Consider the following 20502-nt stretch of genomic DNA (forward strand, 5'->3'; position numbering starts at 1 on the left):
ACCCCCACGACCAGGAAGGCCAGGAAGGTCTCGTGAACGACACCGACGCGGTCGGCCGCGCCGCACTGGACGCCGTCTTCTCCCGCGCACTGGCGGAGGAGACGACCGCCGCGCCCGCCACCGCCCCCGCCACCCCGGCCGCCCGCCCGGGTGACGGAAGGGCGCCCGCGTCGCTGGCCCAGAAGCGGCTCTGGTTCCTGGAGCAGCTGAACGGCCCCAACAGCACCTACAACGTCCCGTTCCGGCTCCGGCTGGCCGGCCGGCTCGACCCGGAGGCCCTGCGGCTCGCGGTCGGCGACCTGGTGGCGCGGCACGAGGGCCTGCGCACCACCTTCGCCGGCGACGAGGACGAGGTCTTCCAGCTGCTGCTCGACCCGGAGCAACTGCCCTGGGAGCAGCAGGACCTGACCGAGTCCGGCGAGCCGGCCGCGATCGAGCTGATCGAGCGGGAGAGCCGGATCCCGTTCGCGCTGGCCGGCCGGCCGCTGTTCCGGACGAAGCTGATCCGGGCCGGGGCCGAGGTCCACCACCTCGCCGTGACCCTGCACCACGCGATCACCGACGGCTGGTCGGAGGGGCTGTTCTTCCGGGAGCTGGGCGCCTGCTACACCGCCCGGGTCGGCGGGCCGCCCAGCCGACCGGCGCCGCTCGCGGTGCGCTACGCCGACTACTCGGCCTGGGAGGCCGAGCCGGCCACCGTGGAGCTCTACCGGGGCCAGCTCGCCTTCTGGCGCGAGCGGTTGGCCCGGCTGCCGGAGGAGGCCGGCATCCCGGCCGACCTGCCGCGGCCGGTGCTGCTCAGCGGCGAGGGCGCCACCGTGACGGTGCCCGTCCCGGCGGATCTCCAGCGGCGGCTGGCCGCCTGGGGTTCGGGCCACGAGGCCTCGCTGTTCGCCACCGCGGTGACGGTGCTCGCCGCGCTGCTGCACCGCTACAACGGCGAGGACCGGGTGGTCGTCGGCGTGCCGGTGGCCAACCGGCCGCGGGCCGAGTGGGAGCCGGTGATCGGCTACTTCGCGAACACCCTGGCCCTGCCGGTGGACCTGTCCGGCGATCCGAGCCTGCGCCAACTGCTCGGTCAGGTACGGACGGTGGCGGCGGAGGCGCTGTCGCACCAGAACGTGCCGTTCGACCGGGTGGTGGAGGCGCTCGGGGTGCCCCGGGACCCGTCCCGCAACCCGGTGTTCCAGGTGATGTGCAGCGTCAACCAGGTGGTGCCGCCGCCGGAGCTGCCCGGGCTGTCGGTCGAGCTCACCGAGATGCGCAACGACTCCGCCAAGTTCGACCTGGAGCTGGCCGTCAGCTACACCGCGGACGAGGTCGGCTTCGCCTTCGACTACGCCAGCGACCTGTTCGAGCGGGAGACCGTGGAGCGGCTCGCCGCCGACTACCTGACCCTGCTGGAGGCCTTTCTCGCCGAGGGCACCGAGACCACCACGGCCACCACGGCCACCACGGCCACCGCCCCCGGCATCGGCCGGCTGCCGCTGGGCGTCCACGGACCCGCCACGGTGGAGGGCGCCGAGGCGGAGGTCCGCGACCGCCACGGCAACCGGGCGCCCACCGGGGTGTACGGCGAACTGCTGCTGGCGGGCACGCCGACCGGGCGCCGGGCCCGCGTCCTGGCCGACGGCCGCCTCGAGTACGCCGCCGACCCGCAGCACGCCGCCGCGGCCGCCCGTCCCGCCCCGGCCGCCGGGGGATCCGCCGCCCCCGAGACCCCCACCGAGCGGGCCCTGGCCGCGATCTGGTCCCGGCTGCTGGGCACCGAGGCGGTCGGCCGGGACACCGACTTCCTGCGCGACGGCGGGGACTCCCTGCTGGCCACCCGGTTGGTCGCCCGGATCCGTCGGCAGTGGTCGGTCAAGCTGTCCGTCCGCCACGTCCTCAAGGCCCCGGTCCTCGCCGACCTGGCCAAACTGCTGGACGAGACCGCCGCGGCCCCCGCCGGGGCACCGGCCCGCAGCGCGATCCCGGCCGCCACCGGGCCCCGGCCCGAGGTGCTGCCGCTGTCCATGGCGCAGCGCGGGATCTGGGTCGTCAACCGGCTCGGGCAGCAGCAACAGGCCTTCTACCACATGCCGTTGGCGGTGCGGATCGACGGCGACATCGACCTCGCCGCGCTCGGCGCGGCCGCCGCCGACCTCGGCCGGCGGCACGAGATCCTGCGGACGGTCTTCCCGGCCGACACCCGGTCCGGCGCCCCCCGCCAGTCGGTGCAGCCCCCCGAGGCCCTCGCCCGGGTGGTCCGGACCGCCACCGTCCACCCGGACGGCCTCCGCCAGGCGCTGCGCGAGGCGCTGGACACCCCCTTCGACCTGACCGCCGAAGTGCCGCTGCGGCTCTACCTGTTCAGCACCGGCCCGCGCTCCCACGTCCTGCTGGTGGACGTCCACCACATCGCCTGCGACGGGCTCTCGCTCGCCCCGCTCTGCCGCGACCTGGCCACCGCCTACGCCGCCCGGTCCGCCGGCCGGTCGCCGGACTGGCAGCAACTGCCGCTCCAGTACGCCGACTTCGCGCTCTGGCAGACCCAGCAGCTAGGCCGCGCCGAGGACCGGGACAGCCCGTCCGGCCGCAGCCTGGCGTTCTGGCGGCAGGCGCTGGCCGGACTGCCCGAGGAACTCGCCCTGCCCGGCGCCCGGCCGCGCCCGGCCACCCCGACCTTCCGCGGCCTGCCCACCCCGGTCGACACCGGCCCCGAGCTGTACCGGCGGATCACCGCGGCCGCCCACGAGCACGGCGCCAGCGTGTTCATCCTGCTCCAGGCAGCGCTGGCGGCGATGTTCACCCGGCTCGGCGCCGGCACCGACATCCCGCTCGGCACCCCCACCGCCGGGCGCTCCGACCAGGCGCTCGACGAGCTGGTCGGCTGCTTCATCAACACCGCCGTGCTGCGCGCCGACACCTCCGGCGACCCGAGCTTCCGCACCCTGATCGCCCGGGTGCGGGAGACCAACCTCGCCGCGCACGACCACCTGGACCTGCCCTTCGACGAGATCGTCACCGCCCTCAACCCGCCCCGGGCGGCCGGCCGCAACCCGCTGTTCCAGGTGATGACCAGCCTCAACGGCGAGCCCGAGCCGGTGCCGACGCTCGGCGGGCTGCCCACCGAGGCCTTCGACCTGGGCACCCCCGCCACCCCCTTCGACCTCATCGTCGAGCTGACCGAGGACCGCGCCCGCGCCACCATCAGCGGCACCCTGACGGTCGGCGCCGACCGCTTCGACGAGGCGGCCGGCCCGACACTGGCCGGGCGCCTGCTGCTCGCGCTCGCCGTCGCGACCGAGCAGCCCGACCTGCCGATCTCCCGCTGGGAGCTGCTGCTCCCGGGCGAGCGCGAGGCCGTCCTCGACGCCTGGGGCACCGGCGCCCCCGCCCCCGAACCGGCCACCCTGGCCGGGCTGTTCGAGCAGGCGGTGGCCGCCGCACCGGACGCCCCGGCCCTGGAGACCGACGACTTCGCCCTCAGCTACGCCGAACTGGACGAGCAGGCCGACCGGCTGGCCGCCGAGCTGGTCGCCCGTGGCGTCGGACCGGAGCGCACCGTCGCGCTCGCCCTGCCGCGCGGCGGCGAGCTGCTGCTCGCCGTCCTGGCCGTCGCCAAGGCGGGCGGGGCGTTCCTGCCGCTGGACGTCCGGCTCCCGGTCGAGCGGCTGGCCTTCGTCCTCGCCGACGCCCGGCCCGCCCTGGTGGTGACCGACGAGGACGGTGCCTCCGCCCTGCCCGTCGGGGCCCCGCCGACGCTGCTGCTGGACGACCCGGACCTGCTGGACGCGCTCGCTGACCACCCCGGCGACCGACCGGCCACCGCACCCGTCCACCCGGCGCACGCCGCGTACCTGCGGTACACCTCCGGCTCGGCCGGGCGGCCCCAGGGCGTCCTGGTCACCCACGCCGGACTGGCCCCGCTCGCCGAAGGGCTGCACCAGGTCACCGGCGCCGACGGGGAGCAGCTGCACCAGGTCACCGGCGCCGACGGCGACCGGCCCCGGGTGCTCCAGCAGGCCGCTCCCACCTCCGACCCGTACCTGCTGGAACTCCTGCTGGCCTTCCGCACCCGGGCCGCCCTGGTGGTGGCACCCGCCCACCCGGTGCGGGGCGAGGAGCTGGCCCTGCTGCTGGAGCAGCGCCGAATCAGCCACGCCGTCCTGCCCCCGACCGCGCTGGCCGCGCTGCCCGACCGCGCGTTCCCCGCGCTGCGCGCCCTGGTGAGCGGCGGCGAGCCGCTCGACGCCGAGGCGGCCGCCCGCCAGGGGCACGGCCGCCGGCTGCACAACGCCTACGGGCCGACCGAGGCCACCGTGCTCGGCACCCTGTCCGGCCCGCTGGGCGGTGCGGACGTACCGCCGCTCGGACGGCCGATCGCCGGCTCCCGGCTGTTCGTCCTGGACGACCGTCTGCGCCCCGCGCCCCCCGGCGTCACCGGCGAGATCCACCTCTCCGGGCCGGGCCTCGCCCGCGGCTACCTCAACCGCCCCGAGCTGACCGCCGACCGCTTCCTGCCCTGCCCGTTCGGAGCGCCCGGCGAGCGGATGTGCCGCACCGGCGACCTGGCCCGCTGGACGGCCGACGGCGAACTCCTGTACCAGGGGCGGGCCGACGACCAGCTGCGGATCGACGGGGAGCGGATCGAGCCCGGCGAGATCGAGGCCGTCCTCCGCGCCCACCGCAAGGTCGCCGACGCGGCCGTGCTGGCGGACGCCCCGGTGTCCGACGGGCCGCGGCTGGTCGCCTTCGTCACCCCGGCCGCCCCCGCCGACCCGGCCGCCCGGCCGACCCCGGCCGAGCTGCGGGCACACTGCACCCGCTCGCTGCCCCGGGCCATGACGCCGGCCCGGTTCGTGGTGCTCGACGCCCTGCCGAAGCTGCCCTCCGGCCGGACCGACCGCACCGCGCTGCGCGTCCCGCCGGAGCAGCGGGCCTGACCCCGGACGCGACGGGGGCGCCAGCGGACCATCCGTCCGCCGGCGCCCCCGTGCCGTCCCCTACTGCTCCACCTGCTCTACCTAGTCCAGCTGCTCCACCTGCTCGACCACGACGGCGAGTTGGGCCAGCGCGGCGTCCAGGGCCCCGGTCACCTGCTCCGGCCCCTCCCCCACCGCGATCACATGGCCCAGCCGGTCGTACGACTCCCGCACCGGCCGCACCGGGCGCCCGGCGGCCGCCGTCACGGTGACCCGCTCCACCCCGGCGACCGCGCCCGCCCGCTCGACGCCCTCGACGGCGGCCAGTCGGCCCTCCTCGGCGGCGAGCAGGAAGCGGATCCCGGCGGAGCGGGCCCGCTCGGGGGCCAGGTTGAGCGGCAGACCGGCGGCGGCGCGGATCTGCTGGTCCAGCAGGTCGATGCCGGTCGCGGGCCGGATCAGCTCCGGGATCATGCCGCCGGCCAGCCGGGCGTTGATCTCGATCACGGCCGGGCCGTCGGCGCTCAGCCGCAGCTCGACGTGCGCCGGGCCGCGCTCCAGCCCGACCGCCGCCAGAGCGCGCCGGGCGGTGTCGGCCATCGCCGCCGCCGTCTCCGCCGGCAGCACGGCCGGGAACAGGTGCCCGGTCTCGACGAAGTACGGCAGCTCGCTGACGGTGCGCTGGGTGACGCCGACGCAGACCGCCTCGCCGCCGGCCAGGAACATCTCGGCGCTGAACTCGGGGCCGGTCAGGTACTCCTCCACCAGCACCGTCCGGGCGCTGGCCTGACCGCGCACGTTGTGGGTGACCGCCAGCAGCCTGCGGGCCTGCTCGGTGGCGGTGGCGACGTCCTCGCACCACAGCACCTCGTGCGAGCCGGACTCGTCGACCGGCTTGACCACGCAGGGCAGGCCCACCGCGGCGACCGCCGCCGCGACCCCGGCCGGATCCCGGACCTCGGCGAACCGGGGCTGGCGCACCCCGTGCGCCGCCAGGGTGCGCCGGGTCGCCGACTTGTCCCGGCAGGCCGCCAGGGCCGCCGCCGGGTTGGCCGGCACGCCCAACCCCTCGGCCAGCGCGGCCGACTGGACCAGGTAGTACTCGCTGGTGGTCGTCACGCCCGCCACCTCGCGGCCGCCGGCCGCCTCCTCGGCGGCCTTGCGCAGCAGCTGGGGGTCGTCGGTGTCGCACACCACCACCCGGGCGCCGGTCTCCGCCAGCCCCTGGTAGCGGGCCGGGTCCACCACGAACAGCACCGGCTCCAGGCCCAGCCGCACCGCCGTGGTCAGCGCGAGCATGCCGGTGCCGGTGGTGTTGGACTCCACGAACAGCAGCAGCGGGCGCTCCCGGCGGGAGATCCCGGCGTACGACCAGCTGTGGACCAGTTCGCCGTAGCGCACCGGGGCGGGCTCGGTCGCGACCGAGGCGTCCCCGCTGACGTCGGCGTCCGCCGCGTACACGGTGTCCACGTAGCGGTCCCCGCGGTCCGGCATGATGCCGACCAGCCGGGTGCCGGGCGCGGCGTGCGCCGCCAGGTGGGTCAGCACCCGGTACACCGAGCCGGAGGTGTTCCCGGCGAAGATCTTCTGCTCCCGGGCCAGCGCCCGGGTCGCGGCGAAGGCCTCGTCGTCGGAGAGCCAGTGCACCTCGTCGATCAGCCGGTAGTCGATGTTGTCCGGGTGCAGGCTGTTGCCGAGGCCGCCCTGCCGCCGGGTCGGCACATCGGGCTGGCCGAACAGCACACTGCCGACGGCGTCCACCCCGACCACCTTCAGCTCGGGGAAACGTTCCAGCAGCGCCCGGGACGTCCCGCACAGCGAACCACCGCTGCCCACCGAACCCACCACCACGTCCACCCGGCCGAGATCGGCGACCAGCTCCTCCGCCAGGCCCCGGTACGCCGCCGGATTCTGCGGATTGGAGTACTGCTGCGGCCAGAACGCGTCCGGCAGACCGGTCATCAGCTCGGCCAGCAGGTCCAGCCGGGCCGACTGCCAGCCCTGCTCGCCCATCGCCGACACCACGTGCACCTCACAACCCAGGGTCCGCAGCTTGGCCAGGGTGACCGGGTCGATCCGCGGATCGGTCACGATGTGCACCGGATGCCCCAAGTGGGTGCCCACCAGCGCCAACCCGAGCGCCATCGTCCCCGACGAACTCTCCACGATCGGCGCCCCGGGCTTCAGCGCGCCACTGCGCCGCGCCTCGGCCACCACCTGCCGCGCCACCCGGTCCTTCATCGCGAAGGCGTTCGCCAGCTCCAACTTGGCGTACGCCTCGACACCCTCCGGCGCCGGCACCCGCAGCCGGACCAGGGGCGTGTGCCCGATGGCGTCCACGATCGATTCATGCCGCATGAGCGAGCTCCATGTCTCGGAGAGTGAGGGCCCGGACCGTGGTGGCGGTGCCGGGCAGGGCGGAACAGGCGGCCAGGGTGGCGGCCAGGCGGGGGCCGTGGTCCGCGGCCGTCGCGTCCAGCAGGACGCCCAGCAGGGTGCCGCTGTGGGCGCACACCACCCCCTCGGCGCCGACCCGGGCGGCGATCGCCAGCAGCGCGTCCAGGTTGCGCTTGGGCGCCAGGCGCTGGTTCAGCACCGCGCTGCGGGTCGCCACCGCGCCCACCCGGGCGAGGTCCCCGGCCCGCACCGCCGCGGCCAGCTCCGCCAGCAGCTCGGCGTACTCGGCGCGCCGCGCCGGGGAGTACGCCTTCGGCACCCGGTTGAAGGCCACCGTGTCCAGCAGGCCGCCCTCGTCCACCGCCACCACGGTCGCCGCCGGGAGGCCGCCCAGGCGCTCGCGCAGCCGTACCTCGCGGTGCTCGAAGGCCACCACCCCGGGGTGCATCACCCCGTCGGTCGGCTCGATCGGGCGCAGCCAGCGCTCCACCGCGGCGGGTGAGGTGTCCAGGCCCAGCGCGGCGCCGACCGCCCGGACGGTGGCGACCAGGTCGGCCGAGGAGCTGGCCATGCCCTTGCCCACCGGCAGGTCGCCGTCCAGCAACAGCAGCCCGCCGGCCGGCCGGCCGTGCGCGGCGAGCATCGCCTCGGCGACCCGCCGGGTCTTGGTCTTGTGCGCGGGGAAGACCCGCAGCGGGCCGTCCGGGTCCAGTCGGAAGCGGGCCCGGGCCCAGCGGTCGACCGGCAGGGTCACCAGGAACTCGGCGCCGTCGGGCAGGGCGCCCTGGAGCAGTTCGCCGAAGGTGCCGAAGGCCCGGGCCGAGCCGGTCCGCAGCTCGACGCCGGGGCGGGACGGGGCGGGCGGGGGCGTGCTCACGACCTCTCCGACCTCTCCCGGTCCGCGGCCAGCAGTGCCGCGACCCGGTCGGCCGCCGTCGCCGCCGCCGCGGTCCGCTGCGCCCAGCACTCGGTCAGGCGCTCCTGTTCGGCGGCCAGTTCGGCCAGGGTGGCGCGGACCTGGTCGGGGTGGGTGGAGCCGACCGAGGTCTTGGCCCGCAGCCCGGCGTCCACGCTCAGCGACGCGTCCAGCAGCGCCTGCGGCCCGGACAGCCGGTGCCCGGCCTCCTCGGCGACCGCCGCCAGCAGCGCGGCGTCCCCGTCCGCCGGGGCCAGCCCCTTGTCCAGCGCGGCCTTGATGTAGCGGCCCGCGATCACCTGCGCCGTCCGCCACGGCACGCCCTCGTCCAGGGTCAGCCGGTTGGCCAGGGTGAAGCCGCCGAGGAACTCCCCCTCGCAGGCGGCCCGCATCCGGTCGGTGCGGAACACCAGCCCGGTGACCACGGCGTGCGCCAGCCGCAGGGTCGAGCGCAGCGCCTCGGTCTGCACCCGCAGGTGCGCGCCGGCCTCCTTGGACACCTCGACGGTGTTGGTGTACGGGGTGTTGCGCTGCGCCGCCGCCAGTTCGGCCGCGCTGCCGGCCACCAGGGCGCAGCGGCCGCGGATCCGTTCCAGCACCGGGAAGTTCTTCTTCTGCGGCATCGCGGCGGAGATCCCGGAGAGTTCGTCCGGGAGGTCCAGGAAGCCGTGGGCGCTGCCGCCCCAGGCCATCAGGTCGGTGGTGAAGCGGCTGAGCGCCACGGCGAAGTGGGCCGCCTCGGCCGCGATCGCCAGCGCCCAGCCGCGCGAGGCGACGGCCACCAGGGCGTGCGGCTGGGGGCGGGCGAAGCCGAGCAGTTCGGCCATCCGGGAGCGGTCCCAGTCGAGTTCCTGCCCGGCCATGCTGCCGGCGCCCAGCGGTGAGGCGTCGATCTCGTCGTAGGCGGCCAGCAGTCGGCGCACGGCGGTCAGCGTCTCGCTGGACAGGGCGGCCAGGTAGAAGCCGGGGCTGATCACCTGGGCGGCCTGGGAGTGGGTGTAGCCGGGCATCGGCACCTCGACGGCGCCGCCGGCCAGCGCGCGGACGGCCGCGTCGAAGGCCAGCAGGTCGGCGGCCAGTGCCCGGACCTGCTCGCGGGCGGACAGCAGTTGGGCGCAGACCTGGAGGTCGTTGCGGCTGCGGTCGGCGTGCCAGGCGGCGAACGGCGGGACGGGACCGCCCGTGACGTGCCGTTCCAGGGCGAAGGAGATGTCCGACATGTTCTCGCGCGGGTTCGCCCGGACGGTGTCCGGGGAGACCTCGTCCAGCCGGGCGGCGATCGCGGCGGTGCCGACCCCGTCGACCAGTCCCATCCGCCGGTACTCCAGCAGCAGCACCCGCTCGATCTGCACGTAGTGCCGCAGCAGGTGTTCGGCCTCGTAGGCGAACTGCGGTGCCAGCACCTCCTGGTGCCACACCTCGCTCGGTATGCCCTCGATCCGACCGGTCACCGTCATGACGTGCTCCTCAGTAGTCCTCGCGCAGGCCGCGCGGGGTGGCGGAGGGCGCACCGCCCGGTGGTTCCGTCCCCCATCACCGTTCCTGACTCGTCGTTCCGACCCGCCGCCCGTCCTTCGACCCCTGGCCGGGGGCCCCTGCGGATCCCGGCCGGGCGCCCGCCCCTCGGATCCCGGCCGGGGCTCGTCTCGCAGGCCCCCGCCGGGGCGCCCGGGTCGGGGTCGCCGGGCTGCTCGCCGCGGGCTGCGACCTCGGCGTCACGCCTCGAGGCTCCCGAGCCCGGCGCGGATCGCCCGGCTGATGGCGTCCAGGTTGTCGTCCAGGAAGAAGTGGCCGCCCGGCACGGCGTGCTGGGTGAACGGCCCGGTGGTGTGCGCGGCCCAGCCGGCCGTCTCCTCGGGGCGGGCCGAGGCGTCCTCGGTGCCGACGAAGGCGGTGATCGGCACCGGCACCGGCGGTTCGTCGCCGCAGTCGTAGGCGTCCAGCCAGCCGAAGTCGGCCCGGCAGACGGGCAGGACGAGCTCCAGCAGCTCCGGCTCGTCCAGGACGAAGGCCGGCAGGCCGCCGCCGCGGACCAGCCGTGCCAGCAGCTCGTCGTCGGGCAGGGCGGACAGGCCGTCGAAGATGTCCTCGCCGCGCTGGTGGTCGGGCCGTGGGCAGCCCGACACGAAGAGGTGGACGGGCGGTCGGGCCCCGGCCCGGCGCAGCCAGCGGACCACCTCGAACGCCAGCAGGGCGCCCATCGAGTGCCCGAACAGCGCGTACGGCCGGTCGGCGGTGGCGGCGACGGCTTCCCCGATCCGCTCCACCTCGACGGCCGCCGGCTCACCGAGCCTGCGCTCCCGGCCGGGCAGGGCCAGCGCGGCGACCTCGACGCCGGGACCGAGCGCGGCCGGCCAGCGGGTGTAGACGGCCGTGGCGCCGCCCGCATAGGGGAAGCAGATGAGCCTGACCGGCGCCTCCGGACGCAATTCTCGGGAAACGAACCATTTGTCGGGAAGTATCTGGCCGTTCACGGGCGCCATCCCGGAAGTCCGGCTATTGGCCCGAGGTCGTCCGGAAAGTCCATGGTCTCCGAAGCGGCCTTTCTGGAATAGCTGCCAGAACCCATTCGATCCGCTCTGGATCGCCGCTCTGCGGAGGCCGGTTGTGCCGCCTGGTCGGTTCTGCCATCGAGGATGATGAATGGTGTGCCGATCAACCGCTGATGACTGTACCTCAGCTGAGTGAGCACGCTCAATAGTTGACGATCATCGGCCGTCCCACTCTACGGCGCCCCCACCCGAAAGCGCTCCGATTTCTCCAACTCGCCGACTCGGGAGGGAAACCCGTGGCACAACCCACGGGGAACTCGCATTGGCCAATCCAACGACATCCGTTGGGGCCCGCCGAGGCCCGCCGAGGCCCGTCGCGACCCGTCGAGGCCCTGGGCTTCCGACGACATCCGGTCGGCACGGGGTTCAGGACACCAGCGGCCCCTCCGCGATCTCGGTCAGCGTCACGGTGCACAGCCCGCCGCGCTGGGCCCGGACGTCCGTGACCTCCAACTGGGTGCCCGGCAGCAGGATGTACTCCTCCTCGCCCGTGAACGCCGAGAACCGCTGGATCCCGGTCGCGCGCAGCGGCCGCACCTCGAACAGCGTCCGCTTGCCCCGGCTGCCGAGGAAGGCCTTCGCCACCCCCAGCTCGGAGGTGCAGGAGGACACGCCCCACCACGTCACCGTCCGCCCCAGCGGGTACTGCTTCCGAAGGTCCAGCGAGACCCCGCGCCAGAGCGGCTCCGTCCGCACCGGCAGCTGCGACACCGCCGCGAACAGCAGCCGCAGGTACGGCAGGTACGGCACCAGCCGGCCGCGGTCCGGCGAGCGCAGCACCGCGTTGATCTCCCGGTAGAACGCGGACTCGCAGGTGTAGAGGTACAGCGCGGCGATCGCGTCCGCGGACAGCCCGGCCGCCGCGCCCTCGCCCGCCCGCCGCCTGCCGAAGTCGTACGACAGGGCGATGTGCCGGTCCAGGCCGCGCAGCAGCTCGGCCACCGGCGCCACGGCCTCCCGGAAGTCCATCAGCGGCGTGTCGAACACCCCGCTGATCGCCGGGAGTTCGAGGCCCTCGTCCTTCACGCCGGCCAGGCGGTCCAGGTACAGCTGGTGCAGCTCCATCGTGGAGGCGATGAACGCGCCCATCCGCTCGGCGACGCCGCCGTCCGCGCCCGCACCCGCCGCCGCGCCGGCGTTCCAGCCCTTGCTGGGCAGCCAGTCCACCTCGTCCGCACCGAGCGAGGCCAGGGCGGCGTTCACCGTGGCGAAGTGCTCGTCGTCGCAGAAGATGTCGCCCTGGGCCGCCGGGTTGGCGTGGTCGATGTGCCGGACCTCGACCTCCGGGTACTTCTTCTCCAGCCGCTGCACCACGCTCTTCAGGCTGCGCGCGTGCGCACCCCACCAGGCGAACACGACGCCCCGGTCCTCCTCCCCCGCCTGCTGCTTGGCCCGCAGGATCTCCTCCACGATCCGCTCGGCCACCGGCCGCCAGAACCCGGTGTGCTGGTCCGGGCCCATCGCGCCGTCGGCGCTGGCGGTGAGCGCCGCGTTCAGCAGCAGCACGCCCTGGGTCAGCATCGCCTGGAACCACTCCGGCGGCTGGACCGTCTCCTCCTTCTTCAGCAGCGCCCGTATGTCCGCGATCGGCGTCTTCTTGGGGATGCCGTACTTCCACATCGCCGCGGCCTTGATGATGCAGCGGATGCTGATCACCCGGCCGAACTGGCTGTCCTTCCAGTCGTGGAAGGCGTTGTCGAACATCGCGATGCCGGTGGCGCTCTCCGGCCGCGGGTACGGGTTCTGGCCGAAGACCACCACCTTCCACTTGTGCGGGGCGTGCGGCTTGAGCGCCTGGAAGGTCAGCTCGCGGACCGGCACGACGTCCGGGCCGCGCCCCGGGCCGATGAACGAGGCCGCACCGGACTGCGCCTCAATGACGGGCTTCAGCACCGGCAGCCACGGCTCGCCGCCGCCCTGGAAGAGCTCGGCGAGGGCCAGCGGGTCGTTCGGGTCGGGCTGGGTGGTGGCGGAGGTGTCGGCAGCGCTCATGGTGGTACTCCGGCTGGTCAAGGGCATCGGATGACGATCCGTCAGTTCTCCGGCGGACGACACCTTCCTAACAGCCCGGACTGACACTCCGGCCCGCCCGGTGAGCGGGCGACGGACTGTCAGTGGCACCCACTAGCGTCGGAACCGACAACGAGAGACCCTCGGGCCCCCTCTCCCGGGCCCTGCCGTACGACAGGAGTTGCAGCATGACGACGGACCGCGCGCAGTCCCCGCTCCGGGTGGTGCTGACGGACCTCAACGCGACGGTGGTCGAGTCCTGGCGGGCCGCCTTCGCCGACACCCCCGAGATCGAGATCCGGCACGGCTCGATCCTCACCGAGCAGGTCGACGCCTGGGTCAGCCCGACCAACTCCAAGGGCCGGATGGACGGCGGGACGGACGCCGCGATCAAGCGCCACCTGGGCGCGGGCATCCAGCTGAAGGTGCAGCGCGCGATACGCGACCACCACGCGGGCAGCCTGCCGGTGGGCAGCGCGGTCTGTGTGCCCTCCGGCGCCGTCACCCCCGGGTTCCTGATCTCCGCGCCCACGATGCAGAGCTCCTCGCAGAACGTGAGCGAGACCCTCAACGTCGCCCTGGCCTGCGCCGCCGCCTTCCAGGCCGTCCACCGGCAGAACCGGCTGGCCCCGGGCAGCATCCGCTCGGTGGCCCTGGTCGGCATGGGCGCCCAGACCGGCCGGGTGCCGGCCCGGGTCTGCGCCAACCTGATGTGGACGGGCTACACCCTCTTCAACGACCACCACTTCGAGGACGACAACGAGCTGCGCGCCACCATCCTGGCCCAGCTGGACGACATCGAGAAGGCCCCCGCCACCACCAGGGTCCGCATCACGGCGCCGTCGCCCCGCAGCCGCTCCGGGCGGTAACCCGACCCCGAGGAGCACCCTCCCGCCTCCCGCGCCGTGCCGACCCTTCGGCGCGGCGCGGGGCGTTTCCGGTCACCCGGACTCGAAGACACAGCGGGTCCGGAGCCGCCGCCGGTTCGGAGCCACCGCGGGGTTCGGAGCCGCCACGGGTTCGGAGCCGCCGGGGATTCGAAGCCGCCGCCGGTTCGGAGCCGCCCCCGGTCAGTCCGCGACCAGCGCCAGCCGGATCCAGCGCTGCGCCTCCGTGGTGGCCACCGCCACGTCGAAGGCCTCCGGCGCGGCCGCCGCCTGAACCACCAGCCCCTTGAGCAGCCCCACGAAGGCGAACGCGAAGGCCTGCGGGTCCACCCCGGCGCGCACCTCCCGCTCGGCCACGCCCTGGCCGACCGCGTCCACCACCCAGCCGCGCGTCCGGGAGTCCAGCTCGGCCACCGCGCCCGTCAGCTCGGAGGCGCCGGCCAGCGCCTCGGCGCCCAGCACCACGAAGGCCCGGCCCAGGTCGGTCGGGTTCCGCACCCCGTCGAGCACGCCCCGGGCGAAACCGCACAGCTCCTCCACCACCCCGGCGCCGCTGCGCTCGGGGGCGGCCGCCGCCATCGCCTCGGCCAGGGCCTCCTCCTGGAGCCGGGCGAGCAGCGCGGCCTTGGAGCCGAAGTAGTGGGTGGCCAGGCCGCGGCTGAATCCCGCCTCCTCCCCGACCCGGGCCAGGGTGACCCCGGTGCTGCCGTGCTCGGCGATCAGCCGGGCGGCGGCGGCGAGCAGCGCGGCCTCGGCGTGGGCGCGCCGTTCGGCCTGGGTGCGGCGGGGCTGGGCGTCCTGCGGGGCGGTCGTTCCGGCAGGCGTGCTGGCGGTCGTGCGGGCGGGCGGGTCATCGTGCGTGGGCATGGCACCATGCTAGGGTCGAACTTGCTTGTTGGATAACAAGCAAGTTCGGGGCGGCGGGGCACTCCCCCAGCCCCGCCGCCCCCGGCAGAAGGGAAGTCCCGATGACCGCCACGATGCTCGCCGGCCGCCTCGACGTCACCAAGGGCGCGTTCGCCGTCGAGGAGGTGCCCGTCCCGGTGCCCGGCCCGGGCGAGGTGCTGATCAAGGTCGAGGCCGCCGGCGTCTGCCTCTCCGACGTCCACCTGATCGACGGCACCCTGAAGCCCTTCCTCCTCCAGGGCGACAAGGTCACCCTCGGCCACGAGGTCGCGGGCACCGTGCACACCCTCGGCGAGGGCGTGACCACCGCCGCCGTCGGCGACCGGGTGCTGCTGCAGGCCGGCGAGACCCGCAACGGCCGGGTGTACACCCGCGGCGTGGACTACGACGGCGGCTGGGCCGAGTACGCGCTCGCCACCGCCACCACACTCGTCCCGATCCCGGACGAACTCCCCTTCGAACAAGCCTGCTTCATCCCCGACGCGGTCTCCACCCCGTGGGCCGCGATCACCGGCACCGGCGCCGTCCGCCCCGCCGAGGCCGTCGGCGTCTGGGGCGTCGGCGGACTCGGCGCCCACGGCGTCCAGCTGCTGCGCGCCATCGGCGCCTTCCCGATCGTCGCCGTCGACCCGCTCCCGGCCGCCCGCGAGCGCGCCCTCGCCTTCGGCGCCGACGCCGCCCTCGACCCGGCCGACCCGCAGTTCGCCGAGCAGCTCCGCACGGCCACCGGCGGCCGGCCGCTCGCCGCCGCCTTCGACTTCGCCGGCGTCGCCCCGGTCCGCGAGCAGGCCATGGCCACCCTCGGCGAACGCGGCCGCCTGGTGCTCGTCGGCCTCACCGACAAGCCGCTGACCATCACCGACGGCACCCGGCTCAGCTACCTGCGCCAGCAGATCCTCGGCCACTACGGCTCCGACGGCCAGGACGTCGTCGACCTGGTCGACCTGGTCCGCGGCGGCCGCCTGGACTTCGCCCGCTCCGTCAGCGGCACCTTCCCCCTCGCCGACGCCGCCCGCGCCGTCGAGGCCCTGGAGCGCAAGGAGGGCAACCCCATCCGCCTGGTCCTCAAGCCCTGACAGCCCCCACCCGCCCCCCACACCTGCCCGACTGAGCCGGGCACGGCCCCGGGCCGGCAGCCGCCCCACGGCTGCCGGCCCGCGCGCTATCCCCCCGCCGGGACGTGCGCCGCCGTCCCCTGCTGAGCCAGGTACAGCCCCGCCCCGCCCACTGCCGCCACCGTGATCCCGGCCGGCAGCGGCAGCTCCTTCCGCCGCCACACCACCTTGGCCACCCGCCGATCCACCGGCCGACCCCCTACTCCAGCAGGCTGCCCATGTGCCCGTCGTCGATCCGCATCGGCCAGAAGTGCCTCTCGCTCGCGAACGCCTCCGCATCGAGGGCCCGCATCGCCGCCTCGGCCGCGCCGTCGAAGAGTTCACACGGGTCGAAGACCGACCACGGAGCCTCCCGCCGCAGCCGGTACGCCGCCTCCCGCGCGCCTCGCAGCCGGTGGAAGGTCCAGAGCGTGTACAGCAGCGCGGACAGGTCGCGGTGCAGGTACGCGGCCGGATCGCCGTCGTCCCAGAAGTCCGGGAGTTCGACCCGGCCGGTGGCGCCGTCGAGCACGACGTCGAGGTCGTACATCCACTCGCCGACGACCAGGAACCCGCCCTGGTACGCGCGGGTCGACAACTCCTCCTCGTTCTCGGGGTCGAAGTTCTCCGGAGAGTCCTCCGCCAGGGTGCGCAGCGGCCCCTCGGCCTCGACGGAGAGCAGGCACTCAGCAGAGAGCGGCAGGCCGACCTCGGTCAGCAGGCGGCGACTCGGCCCGTGGCTGACGCCCGCGGGCAGTTCGGCCTCCGCGAACCGGCGGACCCCACCCCCGCCGCCCTCCAGCATCGCGAGGTCCTCGACCAGCTCCGGCGTGACCGCGTACGCCAGCCCCTCCGCGCCGCCGGCCCGGGCACCCCGGGCGAGGGCACGGATCGTCAGCGCCGTCTCCCAGTGCGCCGGCCGCCCGTCCGTCCGCCGGTACAGCTCCGAATCCGCCGCACGCAGCCGCTCCCGCCCGACCCGCTCGACCTCGGCGACGGCCGCCGGACCGTACTCCCGTCCCCCGCCGAGCGTCTCCATCACCCGCGCCAGCGCGACCAGGCACGCCGGACTGCTGGCCAGCAAGTCCCGCCGCAGCACCCCGTCATCACCCGGCCGCCCCAGGAACACCTCCCCGCTCACACCGTCCAGCAGCACCGCCACCGGCCCCTCCCAGGCCTCGTAGCACGCCTCCCCCAGCAGTTGGAACCCCTCGACCGACCGCAGCGGCTCCTCCCCCGCAGCCCCCAGGTCCAGGTACGCCCGCTCCCAGCACGACTCCCCGGCAGCCGACAACTCCCGCACCCATCTGTCCCCCATACCCGCCCCAGCCACGCCACTGCCTCCTGCCCCGCCACCCCACGGCGGACGATCTCCATCGACCCGGGCGACCCTAGTCGACCCCACCGACAGTCAGAGCCGCCCCCATCCGCCCGACCAGGCCCGACCCACCGGCCCACGCGTCACGATCAAGCCCAACTCCTGGGCGCCGCGCGCGAAATGGCATGCACGCCACTAGCCAACCGTCCAGTAGCACCCCTACCGTCGACTCCCCGTGGCTTCGACGGAGGAGCTCGCCTTGCGCAGACCCCCACGCCCCCACCCCCACCCCCTCCGGTTCGCCGCCGTCGCCCTCGCGTCGGCCCTGTTCGTGACCGCCGCCCTCACCGCCCCCACGACCGCGACCGCGACCCCCGCCGCTGCCGCCGCCGCGCCGGACTACTGCGGCGGGCGGTGCACCGACATCCTGCCGCCCGGTGAGAACGGCAATGCGACACTCGCCGAGATCCTGCTCAACCGGATGTTCGGCAGCCGCCCCGCCCACACCGACGACCAGTTGGGCCCGTACTCCGGCCTCGCCTCCGGCTATCCGGGGCTGACCGAGGCCGGGTTGCGCAGCTTCTTCAACGACGCGTCGTTCGGCGTGCCGGCCGACCAGGTGGCCAGCACCGCGACCCCGCGCCCGGACGTGACGATCGTGCGCGACAAGGCCACCGGCGTGCCGCACATCACCGGCACCACCCGGTACGGCACCGAGTTCGGCGCGGGCTACGCCGCCGCACAGGACCGGCTGTGGGTGATGGACCTGTTCCGGCACGTCGGCCGGGGCCAGCTGTCCGGCTTCGCGGGCGGCGCGGCCGCCAACCGGCAGCTGGAGCAGAGCTTCTGGCAGGCCGCCCCGTACACCGAGGCCGAGTTGCAGCAGCAGATCGACGCGCTGGCGGCCCGCGGCGGCCGGGCCACCCAGGCGCTGGCGGACGCCAACGCCTACCTGGACGGCATCAACCAGTACGTCACCCAGGCGTACAACGGCCGGACCTTTCCCGGCGAGTACGACCTCACCGGGCACATCGACCCGATCACCAACGCCGGTTCGATCGAGCCGTTCAAGCTGACCGACCTGGTCGCCCTGGCCTCGGTGGTCGGCGCGCTGTTCGGCTCCGGCGGGGGCGGCGAACTGGCCTCCGCCCAGGTCAAGGAGGCCGCCGAGGCCCGGTACGGCAAGGACGCCGGGGACGCGGTGTGGAAGTCGCTGCGGGAGGCCGACGACCCGGAGGCGGTCAAGACCCTGCACGACGGGCAGAGCTTCCCGTACGCGACCGTGCCCGACGCCCCGCAGGGCCAGGCGCTGCCCGACCCGGGCTCGGTGGTGCCCGAGCGGATGATCTACGACGCCACCGGATCGGCGAACACCGCGACCACGAAGGCGGACGGCGTCCTGCCCGGCAATCTGCTCACCGCCAAGCACGGCATGTCCAACGCCCTGCTGGTCTCCGGCGCGCACACCGACGACGGCCACCCGGTCGCCGTGTTCGGCCCGCAAACCGGTTACTTCGCACCGCAGTTGCTGATGCTGGAGGAGATCCAGGGCCCCGGGATCAGCGCCCGCGGCGCGGCCTTCGCGGGCCTCAGCTTCTACGTGCAGCTCGGCCGCGGCCAGGACTACGCCTGGAGCGCCACCTCCGCCGGGCAGGACATCACCGACACCTACGCCGTCCCGCTCTGCACCACCGACGGCTCGCCGGTCACCACCGCCGCCAACTCCTATCTCTGGCACGGGCAGTGCCAGCCCTTCGACCGGCTGGAGCGCAAGGACGCGTGGAGCCCGACCACCGCCGACTCCACCCCGGCCGGCTCGTACACCCTGGTGGCCTACCGCTCGAACTACGGGCTGGTGACGGCCCGCGGCACCGTCGGCGGCGCGCCCGTCGCCTTCACCTCGCTGCGCTCCACCTACCGGCACGAGGCCGATTCCATCATCGGCTTCCAGGAGTTGAACGACCCGGGCGCGGTGCACGACGCCCAGAGCTTCCAGCAGGCGGCGCAGGACATCAACTACACCTTCAACTGGTTCTACGCCGACTCCCGCGACATCGCGTACTACAACTCCGGCAGCAACCCGGTCCGCGCCCCCGGGGTGGACGCCGGGCTCCCGGTGCTCGCCCAACCGGCCTACGAGTGGGCCGACTTCGACCCGGCGACGAACACCGCCCGGTACACCCCGCCGACCGAGCACCCGCACTCCGTCGACCAGGACTACTACGTCTCCTGGAACAACAAGCAGGCGGACGGCTTCACCGCGGCCGGCTTCGGCAACGGCTCGGTGCACCGCGCCAACCTGCTGGACGACCGGGTCAAGTCCCTGCTGCGGAACGGCGGCAAGGCGAGCCGGGTCACCCTCACCCAGGCGATGGAGAGCGCCGCCCTGGCCGACCTCCGAGCCGAGGACGTGCTGCCCGACCTGATCCGGGTGCTGCGCAGCGCGCCGGTCACCGACCCGGCCGCCGCCACCGCCCTGCAGCAGCTGGAGGCCTGGCTCGCGGACGGCGCCCAGCGCAAGGAGACCTCCCCGGGCAGCCACACCTACGCGGACGCGGCCGCGATCCGGGTGATGGACGCCTGGTGGCCGCTGGTCGCCGACGGGGTGATGCGGCCGGGCCTCGGTGACCAGTTGTTCGGCGCGCTGACCGGCGCGCTGCAGATCAACGAGTCGCCCTCCGGCGGCCAGACCGGGGCGACGGCCGGCGGGCCGGTCAGCGCCAACGAGTCGATCCCGCACAAGGGTTCGGCCTTCCAGTACGGCTGGTGGAGCTATCTGGACAAGGACCTGCGGGCCGTCCTCGGCGACCCGGTGGCCGGGCCGCTGGCCCGTCCGTTCTGCGGCGGGGGCGACCTCACCGCCTGCCGCAACGTCCTGCTGACCACCCTCACGCAGGCCGCCGCCCAGTCGTCCGCCCAGGTCTACAAGGGCGACACGGACTGCTCGGCGGGCGACCAGTGGTGCGCCGACACCATCATCCAGCGCCCGCTGGGCGGGGTGACGGACTCCAAGACCACCTGGCAGAACCGCCCGACGTACCAGCAGGTGGTGCAGTTCTCCAGCCACCGGCCCTGACCGACGGAACGGCCGCCGGCGCCCCACCCGGGGCACCGGCGGCCGTGGCACGCTCGGCCGACCCGCTCGACGACCTCCCGCCCAGCCGACCCGCTCGACGGCCCCGCGCTCAGCCGACCCGCTTGACGACCTCCCGCTCGGCCTCCCGCAGGTGGTCCGCCTCGTCCCTGAGCCGCACGCCCGCCAGGTGATAGGCCTTGGGGCTCTGCGCCGTGGCCATCCGCTCGGAGAGGGCCGCCGCCAGCTCGCCCGCGACCTCCACCAGATCGGCGAGCGCCCCGAGCATCACGGCCGCCTCCGCCGCCGGGACCTTGTCCCGCCCGCTGTCCTTCGCCTTCGGCAGGGCGTTCTCCCGCAGCTGCCGCCGCGCCTCGTCGACCGCGTCGACCATCGCCCGAATCCCGCTGTCCATCCCGCTCCCCGGCTTCCGTTCCGTTGT

The 20502-nt window shown here is 74.8% G+C and carries 12 protein-coding genes; 4 read left to right on the forward strand and 8 right to left on the reverse strand.

From position 1 onward, the window contains the following. Nucleotides 1-32 precede the first annotated feature (32 nt). Nucleotides 33-4928, forward strand: a complete 4896-nt coding sequence (locus tag ACZ47G_RS06140; protein ID WP_465740269.1) for an amino acid adenylation domain-containing protein — start codon at nt 33-35, stop codon at nt 4926-4928. Nucleotides 4929-5009: 81 nt separating this feature from the next. On the opposite strand, the gene ACZ47G_RS06145 is transcribed toward ACZ47G_RS06140, so the two are convergent. From ACZ47G_RS06145 to ACZ47G_RS06165, 5 genes are all read right to left on the reverse strand, one after another. After that, a complete protein-coding gene (locus tag ACZ47G_RS06145) occupies nt 5010-7265 on the reverse strand; it encodes a pyridoxal-phosphate dependent enzyme (protein WP_465740270.1) in 2256 nt (751 codons plus the stop codon). Then, nucleotides 7255-8181: a GHMP family kinase ATP-binding protein gene (locus ACZ47G_RS06150; RefSeq protein WP_465740271.1), complete on the reverse strand. Its 927-nt coding sequence runs from the start codon at nt 8179-8181 to the stop codon at nt 7255-7257. The genes ACZ47G_RS06145 and ACZ47G_RS06150 overlap by 11 nt, the downstream gene beginning before the upstream one ends. Further along, entirely contained in the window at nt 8178-9677 is a 1500-nt protein-coding gene (locus ACZ47G_RS06155; protein WP_465740272.1) for a lyase family protein, read from the reverse strand. The genes ACZ47G_RS06150 and ACZ47G_RS06155 overlap by 4 nt, the downstream gene beginning before the upstream one ends. A gap of 258 nt (nt 9678-9935) precedes the next feature. Continuing rightward, nucleotides 9936-10649 carry a thioesterase II family protein gene (locus ACZ47G_RS06160; RefSeq protein WP_465740273.1) on the reverse strand — a complete coding sequence of 238 codons (714 nt, stop codon included), beginning with the start codon at nt 10647-10649 and terminating at the stop codon, nt 9936-9938. 489 nt (nt 10650-11138) lie between these two features. Further along, nucleotides 11139-12764, reverse strand: a complete 1626-nt coding sequence (locus ACZ47G_RS06165; protein WP_465740274.1) for an ADP-ribosyltransferase domain-containing protein — start codon at nt 12762-12764, stop codon at nt 11139-11141. A 206-nt stretch (nt 12765-12970) separates the two neighbouring features. Between ACZ47G_RS06165 and ACZ47G_RS06170 the strand changes: the two genes are divergently transcribed. Next, nucleotides 12971-13651 carry a macro domain-containing protein gene (locus tag ACZ47G_RS06170; RefSeq protein ID WP_465740275.1) on the forward strand — a complete coding sequence of 227 codons (681 nt, stop codon included), beginning with the start codon at nt 12971-12973 and terminating at the stop codon, nt 13649-13651. A gap of 201 nt (nt 13652-13852) precedes the next feature. On the opposite strand, the gene ACZ47G_RS06175 is transcribed toward ACZ47G_RS06170, so the two are convergent. After that, entirely contained in the window at nt 13853-14536 is a 684-nt protein-coding gene (locus ACZ47G_RS06175) for a TetR/AcrR family transcriptional regulator (protein ID WP_465740276.1), read from the reverse strand. Between the two features lie 101 nt (nt 14537-14637). Here ACZ47G_RS06175 and ACZ47G_RS06180 point away from each other — a divergent pair, with 101 nt between their 5' ends. Continuing rightward, nucleotides 14638-15651 carry a zinc-binding dehydrogenase gene (locus ACZ47G_RS06180; protein ID WP_465740277.1) on the forward strand — a complete coding sequence of 338 codons (1014 nt, stop codon included), beginning with the start codon at nt 14638-14640 and terminating at the stop codon, nt 15649-15651. A 238-nt stretch (nt 15652-15889) separates the two neighbouring features. Here ACZ47G_RS06180 and ACZ47G_RS06185 read toward each other — a convergent pair whose 3' ends face one another. After that, entirely contained in the window at nt 15890-16972 is a 1083-nt protein-coding gene (locus ACZ47G_RS06185; RefSeq protein WP_465740278.1) for an SUKH-4 family immunity protein, read from the reverse strand. 274 nt (nt 16973-17246) lie between these two features. Between ACZ47G_RS06185 and ACZ47G_RS06190 the strand changes: the two genes are divergently transcribed. After that, nucleotides 17247-20063 (forward strand): penicillin acylase family protein, encoded by a 2817-nt coding sequence (locus tag ACZ47G_RS06190; RefSeq protein ID WP_465740279.1) that lies wholly within the window; start codon nt 17247-17249, stop codon nt 20061-20063. 109 nt (nt 20064-20172) lie between these two features. Here the strand turns inward: ACZ47G_RS06190 and ACZ47G_RS06195 are convergent, their stop codons facing one another. After that, entirely contained in the window at nt 20173-20475 is a 303-nt protein-coding gene (locus ACZ47G_RS06195) for a hypothetical protein (RefSeq protein WP_465740280.1), read from the reverse strand. Nucleotides 20476-20502: the final 27 nt, after the last annotated feature.

Source organism: Kitasatospora sp. NPDC030952, assembly GCF_055571335.1.